The sequence below is a fragment of the Antrihabitans spumae genome (assembly GCF_043944905.1).
Classification (GTDB): Bacteria; Actinomycetota; Actinomycetes; order Mycobacteriales; family Mycobacteriaceae; genus Antrihabitans; species Antrihabitans spumae.
This window is the reverse complement of sequence record NZ_JBIMSN010000062.1, coordinates 192,796-204,662: the sequence shown is the minus strand read 5'-3', so window position 1 is coordinate 204,662 and position 11,867 is coordinate 192,796. Positions and strand designations below refer to the sequence as shown.

15 protein-coding genes are annotated in these 11,867 nt (G+C 63.6%); 9 read left to right on the top strand and 6 right to left on the bottom strand.

The genetic code is table 11. The features are described 5' to 3' along the window. Positions 1 to 6 precede the first annotated feature (6 nt). Entirely contained in the window at positions 7 to 414 is a 408-nt protein-coding gene (locus ACHIRB_RS16255; protein ID WP_199703206.1) for a DUF5319 domain-containing protein, read from the top strand. A gap of 100 nt (positions 415 to 514) precedes the next feature. Here the strand turns inward: ACHIRB_RS16255 and ACHIRB_RS16250 are convergent, their stop codons facing one another. The 4 genes from ACHIRB_RS16250 to ACHIRB_RS16235 form a co-directional block, all read right to left on the bottom strand. Then, a complete protein-coding gene (locus ACHIRB_RS16250) occupies positions 515 to 1,513 on the bottom strand; it encodes an anti-sigma-D factor RsdA (protein ID WP_395114132.1) in 999 nt (332 codons plus the stop codon). After that, positions 1,506 to 2,084: a sigma-70 family RNA polymerase sigma factor gene (locus tag ACHIRB_RS16245; RefSeq protein ID WP_395124114.1), complete on the bottom strand. Its 579-nt coding sequence runs from the start codon at positions 2,082 to 2,084 to the stop codon at positions 1,506 to 1,508. The genes ACHIRB_RS16250 and ACHIRB_RS16245 overlap by 8 nt, the downstream gene beginning before the upstream one ends. Before the next feature lie 141 nt (positions 2,085 to 2,225). Beyond that, entirely contained in the window at positions 2,226 to 3,083 is an 858-nt protein-coding gene (locus tag ACHIRB_RS16240) for a hypothetical protein (RefSeq protein WP_395114130.1), read from the bottom strand. 90 nt (positions 3,084 to 3,173) lie between these two features. Further along, positions 3,174 to 3,731 (bottom strand): hypothetical protein, encoded by a 558-nt coding sequence (locus ACHIRB_RS16235; protein ID WP_395114129.1) that lies wholly within the window; start codon positions 3,729 to 3,731, stop codon positions 3,174 to 3,176. Between the two features lie 829 nt (positions 3,732 to 4,560). Between ACHIRB_RS16235 and ACHIRB_RS16230 the strand changes: the two genes are divergently transcribed. The 3 genes from ACHIRB_RS16230 (at position 4,561) to ACHIRB_RS16220 (ending at position 6,434) form a co-directional block, all read left to right on the top strand. Further along, the gene (locus ACHIRB_RS16230) at positions 4,561 to 4,854 is read left to right on the top strand and encodes a WhiB family transcriptional regulator (RefSeq protein ID WP_199703211.1); all 294 of its coding nucleotides are present in this window, start codon (positions 4,561 to 4,563) and stop codon (positions 4,852 to 4,854) included. 135 nt (positions 4,855 to 4,989) lie between these two features. Beyond that, positions 4,990 to 5,601, top strand: coding sequence for a sigma-70 family RNA polymerase sigma factor (locus ACHIRB_RS16225; RefSeq protein ID WP_199703212.1), 612 nt, complete (start codon positions 4,990 to 4,992; stop codon positions 5,599 to 5,601). Continuing rightward, the gene (locus tag ACHIRB_RS16220; RefSeq protein WP_395124115.1) at positions 5,598 to 6,434 is read left to right on the top strand and encodes an anti-sigma factor; all 837 of its coding nucleotides are present in this window, start codon (positions 5,598 to 5,600) and stop codon (positions 6,432 to 6,434) included. The genes ACHIRB_RS16225 and ACHIRB_RS16220 overlap by 4 nt, the downstream gene beginning before the upstream one ends. A 6-nt stretch (positions 6,435 to 6,440) precedes the next feature. On the opposite strand, the gene ACHIRB_RS16215 is transcribed toward ACHIRB_RS16220, so the two are convergent. Continuing rightward, positions 6,441 to 7,727 carry a DUF445 domain-containing protein gene (locus tag ACHIRB_RS16215; RefSeq protein WP_395124116.1) on the bottom strand — a complete coding sequence of 429 codons (1,287 nt, stop codon included), beginning with the start codon at positions 7,725 to 7,727 and terminating at the stop codon, positions 6,441 to 6,443. Between the two features lie 129 nt (positions 7,728 to 7,856). Here ACHIRB_RS16215 and ACHIRB_RS16210 point away from each other — a divergent pair, with 129 nt between their 5' ends. Genes ACHIRB_RS16210 through ACHIRB_RS16200 form a run of 3 tightly spaced genes read left to right on the top strand, consistent with a single transcriptional unit; the run spans position 7,857 to position 9,488 of the window. Further along, the gene (locus ACHIRB_RS16210) at positions 7,857 to 8,489 is read left to right on the top strand and encodes a TetR/AcrR family transcriptional regulator (RefSeq protein ID WP_395114126.1); all 633 of its coding nucleotides are present in this window, start codon (positions 7,857 to 7,859) and stop codon (positions 8,487 to 8,489) included. 37 nt (positions 8,490 to 8,526) lie between these two features. Further along, the gene (locus tag ACHIRB_RS16205) at positions 8,527 to 8,763 is read left to right on the top strand and encodes a hypothetical protein (protein ID WP_395114125.1); all 237 of its coding nucleotides are present in this window, start codon (positions 8,527 to 8,529) and stop codon (positions 8,761 to 8,763) included. Continuing rightward, positions 8,760 to 9,488 carry a hypothetical protein gene (locus ACHIRB_RS16200; protein WP_395124117.1) on the top strand — a complete coding sequence of 243 codons (729 nt, stop codon included), beginning with the start codon at positions 8,760 to 8,762 and terminating at the stop codon, positions 9,486 to 9,488. Before ACHIRB_RS16205 ends, ACHIRB_RS16200 begins: the two co-directional genes overlap by 4 nt. An 11-nt stretch (positions 9,489 to 9,499) precedes the next feature. On the opposite strand, the gene ACHIRB_RS16195 is transcribed toward ACHIRB_RS16200, so the two are convergent. After that, a complete protein-coding gene (locus tag ACHIRB_RS16195; RefSeq protein ID WP_395124118.1) occupies positions 9,500 to 10,390 on the bottom strand; it encodes a pyridoxamine 5'-phosphate oxidase family protein in 891 nt (296 codons plus the stop codon). A gap of 96 nt (positions 10,391 to 10,486) precedes the next feature. Between ACHIRB_RS16195 and ACHIRB_RS16190 the strand changes: the two genes are divergently transcribed. Together ACHIRB_RS16190 and ACHIRB_RS16185 are read left to right on the top strand one after the other, a co-directional pair. After that, positions 10,487 to 11,074, top strand: coding sequence for a CGNR zinc finger domain-containing protein (locus tag ACHIRB_RS16190; protein ID WP_395124119.1), 588 nt, complete (start codon positions 10,487 to 10,489; stop codon positions 11,072 to 11,074). Positions 11,075 to 11,182: 108 nt separating this feature from the next. Further along, positions 11,183 to 11,836 (top strand): fasciclin domain-containing protein, encoded by a 654-nt coding sequence (locus ACHIRB_RS16185; RefSeq protein WP_199703219.1) that lies wholly within the window; start codon positions 11,183 to 11,185, stop codon positions 11,834 to 11,836. The last annotated feature ends 31 nt before the right edge of the window (positions 11,837 to 11,867 follow it).

Sequence of the window (11,867 nt, the reverse complement as noted above, 5' to 3'; positions counted from 1 at the left end):
TGTGTTGTGCGAGACCAACTGCCTCCAGGCCTGCCGCCGGACCCGTTCGCGGGTGACCCTGCTGATCCCTCGGCTGCACTCGACGAAATCGAGCCCGGCCAACCACTCGATCCCGCCGAGCGCCTCGCTGTCGAGGAGGACCTAGCCGACCTCGCTGTGTACGAGGCGCTGCTGGGCCACCGCGGCATCCGCGGCCTCGTCGTGTGCTGCGAGGACTGCAAACAGGATCACTATCACGACTGGGACATGTTGCGAGCCAACCTGCTCCAGCTGCTGGTCGACGGCACTGTGCGGCCACACGAACCCGCCTACGACCCCATGCCGGAGTCCTACGTCACCTGGGACTACTGCCGCGGCTACGCGGACGCATCCATGAACGAGGCGCTGCACGGCGACGGCGGCTTCGATACCTGACGCACCCCCAACCACATACGCACAACGCAAAGGCCCGGCGAGATTCTCGCCGGGCCTTCGTCTTGTTACAAGCACTGTGCCAGATGTTCGAGCGCGCGAACTACCGTGGTTCGGTCGCCGTTGTCGTCTCCACGGGCTGCTGCGTAGCGGGCGGTTCGTCAACGGGCGGCTGCGTCACCGGCGGTTCTGTGACCGGGGGTTCTGTCACCGGCGGTTCCGTGACCGGGGGCTCCGTCACCGGCGGCTCGGTGACCGGCGGTTCGGTGACCGGAGGCTCGGTGACCGGATCGGTTGTCGTATCCAGGATCGTCGGATCGGTCGTCGTCGGCACACTCGTGTCGGGGCTCACCTGCGGGTCCGGGATCAGGACCTGCGACGTCGGGTCAGGGCTCGACGGCGTATCGGTGGTGGGAACACTCGAAGTCGTCGACGGCGGCGTCACCGGGAGCAACTTCTCGACCTCTTTGGTCAGCTTGTCCCACATCGCGATGAGATCGTCGCGCTTGGTGGAATCCTTGACATCGTCGGCTCGATCCACGGCGCGATCCAGCCGAGCCTTGGCCTCCTGCGGATTGCCCTCGGCGATGTAACGCTGCGCCTCCTGCAGATCGGATGTCGTATCGATGTTGGCGACGGTCGAATCGGCCTGATCGCTGAATACAACTTCCTTGACTTTCCACAGTGGATCGCCGGGTTCCGCGTTGTACGACATGGCCGTCATACCGCCGACTACCAGGGCAATCGCCGCTGCGGCACCGATGATCGGGCGGACCAACCTGAGCCGGCCGCTGGCGTTGACCCGCGCGTTGCGAGCGCCGATCTCCTGATTGACAGCCGCGAAAACTTCGTCGAGATCGGGGGCCGCGGGAAGTGGGGGGCTGGTGATCTCGGCTCGCCAACTCGCGAGCAACGTGGCAATCTCGTATTCGTCCGGGCTGTCCGTGGCAACCGGCCCGTCACTGGCAATTGCGTCGATCAGTTCGTCGTCGCGCCGGACCGCTGCGATGTCGATAGGCCCGGTGTCTGCGACGGAACCGTCGCCGGGATTGCCGTGCTGCGAACCCGCGCCGAAGCGGCCGCGCCTGCTATCCCTAGCCATACATCTCACCTGCCTTTGCCACTCGAGTCTTGAGTTTTGCTATCGCTCGGTGCTGAGCGACACGCACAGCCCCTGCCGTACTGCCCACGGCGGCGGCCGTTTCTTCTGCCGAAAGTCCTACTACGAGCCGGAGAATCAGGATTTCTCTGTGCTTGTCCGGAAGTGTTGCCAGCAGAGTGTTCATCTGCCGACTAGCTTCGGAATCGAGAGCCTGCTGCTCCGGGCCTTGGTCGGTGGAAACTACATCCGGTACCTCGGCCATCGGGTCCGCTTTGTTACGCGAAGCGTTCCGGTGTGCGTCGGCGACCTTGTGCGACGCAATGCCGTACACGAACGCCATGAACGGCCTGCCTTGGTCTTGATACCTCGGCAAAGCTGTCATCACGGCGAGGCATACCTCCTGCGCCACGTCATCTGCAGAGAGCTGTCCGCGCTCCGCAGATCCGACTCTCGCTCTGCAGTAGCGCACAACGAGGGGTCGAACAATCTCTAGGACCTGAGCTAGAGCTGATCTGTCGCCCTGCCCTGCGGCAGCTACGGCGGAGTCCAACTCCTCACCCGTATTAGTCATCGTCAGAGATTTTCCCGGCGTTACAGTGGCACTTTTCGGAGGGCACATTTCCCGACCGGTCGTGCTTCCGCTGAAAGGCAGAACACTATTAACAATAGCTACCGCAAGGTCGGCCGCTGCCAACAACACTGCCGGTAGAAGTCAGGTCTTGCGAAACCTTCCACCGCGCAGTTCTATTGTCTGCGCAGTTTCGATTACCAAAGCGCCGGCCGCGTTGTCGTCTGCGATTGCTGAGCGCAGCATCGCCGCCGCCCACAGCAGAGGCAACAGTCCGTTGTCGCGGCAGTCCGACACCACCGCAGCGGACAGTCCCTGCGCGGCCGATCGGTCGTCTTCACAACACAGCGCCGCCGCAAGGATCAATCGGGACTTCACGACGTGGCGTACCGACGCACTGACCTGCGCGGCGGCGACGGCCAGCTCGGCAGCTGTACGCGCGGCAGTGGCATCACCTGCAGCGAGTGCCAGCTCTGCGCGGACCCAGTGCAACCGGATGTGCTGGCGCCACAGTTCTTGCGGCGCGGCCGCCGAGGTCGGCGCGGCCGCTCCGTCCGCTGCGGTGAGCATCGTCTCGCAACGCCGAAGCAACGAATGACCGAGCTCGAGCCTGCCTACTCCGAGCGCGTCTGCTGCGAGGCCGGTCAACGCATCGCATCGGGCGGCGACCGCGTCGATCGAGGTCCCGTCGCCGGCAGCGGCGAGCGCGGCACCGTCGAATATGGCGGCACGCGCATGCCAACCGAGTTGACGTAGCAGCGAGGCCTCCGTACTCGCCGCGAACGATCGGAGTGCGCTGTTCGGCCGCTCCGACCGGCCGAGCAGATCCAGCTCGGCGCGTGCGCGGGCGAAGTGCCCCTGCCCGCCGAGAACGACCGCCCTGTGCCACCTGTCGCGACCGCTGCGAGCCGGACGTAGATGTGCCAGGCCCGGATTCGCGCCGAACGCAGCGTCGCGCAACGGGTCGAAAATGGCATCGTCTGCGGCGCTGTCGGCTGGCACCGAACCACCCTAGAGCCAGACGACGAAACGCCGCGGCAGCTACTGCCGCGGCGCTTCGCCTCACCTGCATTCGCTGGCCGGAATTGCCGACTAGACGGGGCAGTGGACCGTGTAGGTCCACACTGTTCCGCTCGGACCGGTTACCCGCACCGCTACCGACGAGGCGCTGCCTGCCGGAACATCGACTCTGATCGAGCCGTACTGCGTGCCCTTCTGTCCGCCGACGTATCCCGTGTTGGCGATCGGCACACCCTGGTAGAGCACAACTATTTCGTCCGGAATGTCTTCGGTATCCCAAGACAGGTCGAAGGACGTCGGCCCGGTTCGTCCGATCGTGTGCGTCGTCGTCGTGACGCCCTCTTCGCCCGATTTGGTGGACTGGTTGCACGGCTGCGTCGCTCCTGGACCACTGCTGCTGCCACCGGAAAGGATGCCGCTTCCGGTGCCGAGGACGCTGCTGCCGCCGTCGAGGAGTCTGCCGAAGCAGCTTCCGACGTCCTGCACGCAACCGTTGATTATGCTGCTGCCGCCATCGATCACGGCGCTGCCGGTGTCGCCGATCGGAGCCGCGTCTCCTACCGGTTCCGCTGCCGCAACGGCGGGAGAAAAGAGTGCGGCCGTTGCCAGTATTGCGGCAACTGCAGCCATTCTTCGTATTCCGGTTCCAGGTTGACGATTTGTGCTCAACGCAATTCCCCCTCGGTAAGTTCGTGGTCGCTATTTCCCATGAAAACGATCTTTCACCCGAACGGTTCACCCAGCTATCCACCATTCGCACGACAGGTGAGCAATGGGCTGCAAACCAATTTCGAGGCGCGTGCGCAGGGTCGCGCCGACTGTTCGACCCGACCGGGACGGTTCCCGGCGCGGTTGCGCGCCGGCGGCAGCGGGTCGGTCCGATCCGCTCGGTTGCAGATCGCTCGGCGCAATATTTCCAATCATCGAGAATTGTTTCGTTCTCGTTAAACTCGACCCGGACAGTTTGTTGCAGAAACTCTCCGCGGCACAGAAGTGCAACCGAATTGTCGGTTTCGCGCGACCGAGCAACGACGCCGAGCGCGCACAACACGATTGCCGACGTAGCCAGGAAGTTGCCGTCGGCGGCTCGACTCACGACGCCGTTCACGCCGTCGTAAACCGCTCTGAGCTGGACCTATACGAGAACTCACCCATCGCCTACGGCCGTCGAGCGAGGCAGCAGCAGCGGGCGGTCGGCATCGCGAAGGGGCCTTCGGCAACCACGTAAGCGCGCCGATGTAAACCGTTTTCAGGTTAATTCTCGACTATCGGTATATGGAAATTCCCACCACGCAGAACTATTGACGTAATTTCGCGCCTGGCCCTAACGTTTGCGGAACGTCACCGGATTCCACCACGACGATGTGGATCAGGCCGGTGACGCATCGAATGGTCTCGGGTCGAACCCGAGTCTCGCCGAACGCTCGACGACTCCGACGAGCTCACACAAGGAGTTCACGTGCCACAGCCGACGCACCTACCCGGCCCGAACGCAGACATCTGGGATTGGCAGATGCGCGGACTCTGCCGCGGAGTCGATTCATCGGTATTTTTCCATCCGGACGGCGAACGTGGCCGCGCTCGGTCGCAGCGTGAAATGCGTGCCAAAGAGATCTGCAAGCAGTGCCCGGTTCTCGCACAGTGCCGTAGTCACGCGCTCAACGTCGCCGAGCCGTACGGAATCTGGGGCGGAATGTCGGAGACCGAGCGCGAGCTGCATGCCCGCCGGGTCCGGCGCCGGATGGCCGGCTGACGCCTGTCGCGTCAACCTTTTTTCTCTCCGGAACCGATCGAACGGCGATTGCTGTAAACGCACCGCCGCCAGGGCGCTAACGTAGACCTCGATGATGTCGATCGGATCACTGTGAGCCAGCGCCCAGGTCAGCGCGTGGAATCGAACTCCGGCGCCGCGTGCGCAACGGACCTCGGGAAGGTTGTCTCGGCGCGCGAAGCCGAAGCAGCCGCCCTCGGCACGCTGCTGGTGCGGACCGCAGCAAAAGACCAAGCTGCATTCGCCGAGCTCTACGACCGGACGAGCGCGCGCATCTACGGGATGACTCTGCGCGTTCTACGGGACTCGGGTTTTTCCGAGGAGACGACGCAGGAGGTCTACCTGCAGGTCTGGCGAACGGCAAGCAGCTTCGATCCAGCAAAGGGTTCCGCTTTGTCGTGGTTGATGACGCTCGCGCACCGACGCGCGGTCGATCGAGTCAGATCGGAGCAGTCGAGTACGGACCGCGAACTCGTCTACGAGACCCGCAACCAGTCCGACGAGTTCGATCAGGTGACCGAAGCGGTGCTCGATCGCATCGAGCAGCAGGCCGTCCTGCAGTGCCTCGACACGCTCACGACAATGCAGCGTGAATCTGTCGCGCTTGCGTATTACGGTGGACGTACGTATCGCGAGGTGGCAGCTCACCTCGGGGTAGCCGTGCCAACAATCAAATCTCGAATCCGCGACGGGTTGATTCGACTCAGAGGATGTCTGGGGGTCGGATGATGGACGACAGATTCATCGACCTTGCGCACGCCTATGCCCTCGACAGCCTCGACACCGAAGAGCACGCCGCAGTCGCAGAACTGCTGAGCGGCCCGGCATCGGACTTGCGTTCGGAGTTCGAGGCAACAGTCAGGCAAACCCGCGAGACTTTGGCATCGATCAGCTCGACAACGGCAGTCGCTCCCCCTGCCGACCTACGATCGCGACTACTCGACCTCGTGGCTGCCGACGACGCACCTGCTGCGCCGACCTCCCGCTGGGAGTCGCGTCTGCAATCGGCGGATTCCGCGGCCGACACCCCCGTTGCGCACGTCCCCGAGATCCCAGACGCCCAGGAATCCCCCGAAACCAATGTCGTTCCGCTAGCTCGGCACCGGCGCACCGATACATCGCGCTGGCGCACGTTCGCCGTTGCTGCCGCCGCAGCCGTCGCCCTGCTCGTCGGTGGTGCGGTTGCCGGTTACCAATTGCGCGGCTCGGATCAGACACAGTCGACGACCGATGACGTCCTCGCAGCATCGGACGCCTACTCGGCGAGCGTCGCGTTGACCGTCGGTGGCACCGCAACCGTCGTCTACTCGAAGGAGAACGATGCGGCCGTCGTCCTACTCGACGACCTGCAGAAACCCGCACCCAACGCGGCCTACCAGATGTGGCTGGTCGAGGGAACGAACGCGAAGTCGGCCGGTGTCATAGCGCCCGAGGCGGTAGGAACGAGAACTCAGGTGGTCCGTGACATCGGTGCCGCGACGACCCTTGCGTTCACGATCGAGCCGAGCGGTGGATCCGATCAGCCGACCTCGACGCCGTTTGCCGCGCTGCCGCTCGCCTGAACTGTCCTACACCCCGAAAATTGCAAGGTGCAGCAGTCCGGCGAACGCCCCGAGCACCCCGCCGTGCAGGAAGAGTAACCATTCGTCCTGCTTGATTGCCGACCGAAGTAGTTCGACGAAGTCGTCGGGTCCCATCGCTGACATCTGTTTGGCGATGAACGTCTTGATGTTGCCTGCCTGATGTATGCCGAACTCTTCGTCGGCGTACATCATCGGGACGAAGGCGCTGACCTCGCTCGCCATCGAATCCTTGAGCCGGTCGTAGTTGGACGACCCCATCGCGAACTTCACGGCGACCCTCGCGGGACCCATGGATTTGTCGACAGCCGGCCGTAACGTGGTCTCCAACAGCGCTTTCGTGCGATCTGCGTTGGCACCGTGCAGCAGCTCGTGTCCGATGTTCTCCAGGGTCATCACCTTCTCGGCGACCATCGCCGCATAGAGGACGGTGATTTCGGGTTGGCGCTTGAGCAGCAGCCCTTGACGCCACGGGCAGTACCACTTCGGGAATATGGGCTCGAAGATCATCGAGATGCCGATGTAGTTGACGACCCAGCCGATGATGATTCCGCCGATGGGGAGTACGTACCATTCGCGCGCTACGAGCTCCAGAAATGCGACGGTCAAGAATCCCATGGGGAATCCGAAATAGAATCCGAAGTTGACCATGAAGCGGAGTTCGCGCTTACCCATGATCATGAACAGGTCGTTCAGCAACTGCGGGTTCGCGGTGAAATGTTTGATGACCATCAGCTTCACGTCGAGCAATTGATCGATGTTGTCGCCGAACGCGTCCGTCATCTCCTCGACGATTTCCGGTAGCTGCTGTCGGACCCTCGCGTGGACGGCCTCCTTGACCTGCGAAGGCAGATTGCGCCACAGCTGCGGATTCTCGCGTTCGATCAACGTCTCCACGATCGCCCGGATCTCGCTCTGCGCGATGACGGTCATGTGTGCCGCGAGCTTCTCCGGTTCCATCTGCCGGTAGAAGTCGGACACGTTGCCGAGCTTCGACAGCCCCTTGTCCACGGCGAGACTTGCCATCTTGTCCGCCCGCGACGGAATGATGCCCTGCCAGCCGACTCGGCCGTCCTCCCGAAACAGCGGAAGGACCTGCACCCGCTTCGGGAGGTAGCGGAACACCATCCGCAGTCCCGGAACCCGGATGCCGTGGAACTCGAGTGGCCGAAACAGCATCAGAACGCCGGTCCAGTTGGTGATGTAGCCGATGACGCCGGTGAACAGCGGGACCGTGATCAGTTCGAGTAGTAACGAGTGGTACTGGTGCAGCACGTCAGCCTCCCCTGGCCTTCTTTCAGCGTCAGGCTGATCGGTCGAAAGACAGCTGACAACGTCGGCAACCGATGCCATAAGTTAGCACCCACTTTCAAGTTTTTCCTACACCTGGTAGTTTTTTCTTTCATGCGTGTAGGAATTAGCCGTGCGCGAAGTCCACGTGCGGCACACCTCGGCCCAGAGCGGCGCCGACCTCAGGTACTCGACGCCGCGCGCGAGATCGCCGTCGAACACGGCATCGCCGAAGTGTCGATGGCCGCAATCGCCGATCGGCTCGGAGTCACCCGACCGGTCGTCTACGCCTGCTACGACGGCCGCAAAGCCCTGCTGACCGCACTCCTCGACCGCGAGGAACGACTGTTGTTCGAAGGCATCGTCTCGGCATTTCCCGACAAGCCCAACTTCGACGACCCCGAGCAACTGATCGTCCAAGGTTTCGATGTGCTTCTCGGAACTGCTGCAGCACATAGCGATTCGTGGAAGATCGTCTTTGCGACGGACGCCGATCCAGTATTGGCCGATCGAATCGGCCGCGCTCGCGCTCTCGTCACCAACCAAGCAACCGGGCTCGTCAGATCAGCGCTGACCGCTGCTGGAACGAAGGACGTCGAGCGGAAGGTACCCGTGTTGGTCGAGATCTTCGTCGCGACCGGCGAGGCCGCCGTACGAACACTTCTGAAGAACGGCGACGACTGGACGCCCAACGACCTAGCCGAACTCGTCGGCCGCATGGTCTTCAGCGCAGCGGGCTCTGCGTGATCGGCGAACCACCGCTAAGAGACACTCGGGAGCAAAGTTGACAATCGCAGCTGCACGGCCTGCCATGGACCAACTCGGTGCCGAACTCGGCGGCCGGGTCCCGGAGGGTCTGAAGGCGCTGACCGACGCCGAACTTCGGCAACTCTCCGAGCGAATCAGCCGCGCCAAGCGACGCGAACGCGCGGCGGTCAACCGAGCGAACAGGCGAGCCTTGACCTCGTTGCCCTTGTCGATGCGCGCGCCGTTTCGCGCGGTCGTAGGCCTCGTCCGATGAGCGAGCTACTGGCCAAGCGAGCGGAGATCACCAAGCTTGCGCGCCTGCTCGGCTGCGACGAGTGGGACCTCGCCTACCTCGAGCGGACGGATGCGACAACTCTGCGCGAACTACGAGACAGCGCGACCGACGTACTGACCGTCGACCAGCACCCCTCGTTGCGCCGCCTGGCGCGACTGGGGAGGTTGCTGCCCGTCGGTATGGCCGCACGGATCGCGGAACGCAGTTTCGATCCACTGATCTGCGCACGACTGGTGCCTCATCTGGACAACAGGCGTGCAGCCGCCCTGGCACGGCAGCTGTCTCCCCGATTCCTCGCAGCCATATCGGTCGAGCTCGATCCCCGACGCGCCGCAGCCATCATCGATCGATTGCCGCACGACGTCGTCGCCGCCGTCGCCGAGGCACTGGTAGCTCGCGGCGAGATCGTCGCGATTGGACGGTTCGTCGGCTGCCTCGACCTCGAGGCCGTCGTTGCGGCGCTGTCCGTCGTCGATGCGGCCAACCTGGCCCGAATCGCACTCGTCGTCGAAGACCGCAGTTCGATCGCCGAGGTAGCCCGCCGACTATCGGACGAAACACTGTCGGGCATTCTCGCGGCCGCACTCGACGAAGAGTTGTGGCCCGACATACTCGGTTTGATCGACGGTATGGACGATGCGCGCCTTCGCGACCTGGCCGAGTCGGCGGCCGTCGACAGTCTTCTGCAGCTAGCCTGCAGGTGACGTCGCGGAGATCACGCCGGGTTGAATCGCGAATAGTCGCCTAAGGTCCACCGCAGCCCGACGGCCGCGTCGATATCGACGACCTGCTCGACGTCGAAATCGATCATGCGCTGCGCTCCAGGTGTCGCTGCCGCACGTGCAGGATCCCAGTCGACGGCGGCTCGTCCTGAAATATGCAGCGCCCCACCGCTTTCCCAATCGAGGAAGAGAAGTCCGCAGCGCGGGTCGAGCTCGAGGTTCCCGAGCGTCATGTACATAAAATTGCCCGAATAGTCGGGCCACGACAACCGCTGTCCATCGGTGGCGGTAACGAATCCAGGGTTTCCGCCGCGGTGCGAGACGTCTGCGCCTACGCCGTCCGCACGCGTCGCGATGAAGAACGTGTCCGCATTGCGGATCTGCGCGCGGTGCGCGTCGGTGAGAACCCTGCTGTGGCGGACCTGTCGTCGACCCGACGCCACCTCGGTCGACTCGCGAACCTGAATGTACTTCGGGCAGTTGCCGTATACCTGCTCGGTCCGCACGGTCAGACCCGATTCTTCGCGTACGGCGATGCCGTTCACGCGTATGCGCCGTCTGGTTTCGAGGTCGATCGCAACCATGCCGATGTCACGTTCGTCCTCGAACAGCCCAGCAAGCGGATCCGGCGCTTCGGGCAGACGATCGATCACCAAGGTCCGCTCCCCCGTCGCCCCGACGAATCCCGGTCGGCCGGCAAGCATGGTCGCCCACATCGAGCCCTCGTTCGCCGCTGCACCCAACACGACGAACGACCGCTCCGAGAGAAAACCCGCGGCGGCAGGTGAGATGACAGGCGAGGTACGCGCCGAGCCCCAGTCTGCGATTCGAACCCCGACGCGCGCCTGCACGGTCTGCTCGCCGATGTGTTCCGACCTGCTCATCGGTGACCCCTGTTCTAACGCCGAATGCTCCAACTACCGTTAGAAACGGTAGTCCAATGCTTCTAATGGTGTCAACCGTCCGATACCATTAGAAGTATGGATGTTGCAGGTGGGGCGCCCCTACTCGGCGAACCGCTCCCGATCGAACTGGCCAACACGGCCTACGCGGTGCGCGGGCAACCACGAGACGGTTTGCAAACGACCGCCCACCTCGCGGCGTGGCTGGGCGAGGTTGCATCGGGCGAGGTTGCATCGAGCGAGATGCGAACCACCCCGACCACGGCCGACCTTGCGACAGCTCGCCGACTTCGCGACGCGATCCGAACCATCGCAGCGGCCATCGTTCGCGGCGACCAACCCGACGATGCGGCGGTCGCCACCCTCAACTTATGTGCGGTCAGCACGCGACAGTGGCGCGAGCTACAACTCCGACCCGACCTTCACGTCGTGCCTCGTACTGACGGAACACATTCTGCAGCAGTGCTTTCCGGGATCGCAACCGACGCCATCGAACTGTTCGGCGGGCCGTTGCGCACCGAGCTGCGGGCCTGCGCAGGCCCAGGCTGCGTGCTCTTCTTCCTCAAGGATCGACCGCGCCGCGAATGGTGTTCGCCTGGCTGCGGCAATCGCGCACGTGCTGCGCGGCACTACGCGAGGGCACGCGAATCCGGCCCGACGAGCTGAGCCAGGTCCGCCAACGACCCCCGGGCGTCCGACCTCGAAAGATCCACCGATCCGACCTCATCGGTGCTCCGAATAACTCAGGACAGCAATACTTTTCAGGAGGACTTTATGAGGCTCAGCACATCCCGGACCGCCGTGATCGTCGCAGCCGCGGCTGCGTTGCTGACGGTGTCGGCCTGTAGTTCCGACGACAGTTCGGCTACGTCGGAAACGACGAGCAGTGCTGCCGCCATGACGAGCGCAGCGACGACGAGTGGTGCGGCCGATCCCGCCGCCGATCTCGTCGGGCCCGGATGCGCCGCGTACGCGGAGAGCGTTCCGTCGGGCGCCGGCTCCGTGTCGGGGATGGCGCAGGATCCGGTCGCGACAGCAGCATCCAACAACCCGCTGCTCAAGACACTCGTCGCTGCCGTGTCCGGCCAGCTCAACCCCAAGGTCAACCTGGTCGACACCCTCAATGGCGGTGAGTTCACGGTCTTCGCGCCGGTCGACGACGCCTTCGCCAAAATCGATCCGGCAACCATCGAAACACTGAAGACCGACGATGCCTTGCTCACCAAGATCCTCACCTACCACGTTGTTCCCGGCCGCATCGCGCCGAGCGACATCGCAGGCGAACACACGACGGTCGAAGGCGGATCGGTGAACGTGACCGGCTCGGGCAACGACCTGAAGGTCAATGCGGCAGGTGTCATCTGCGGAGGCGTTTCGACCGCGAACGCAACTGTCTACCTTGTCGATTCGGTCCTGATGCCGCAGTAGTCTCCGCCCGTCCAGTGTGATCGTCAGTGGG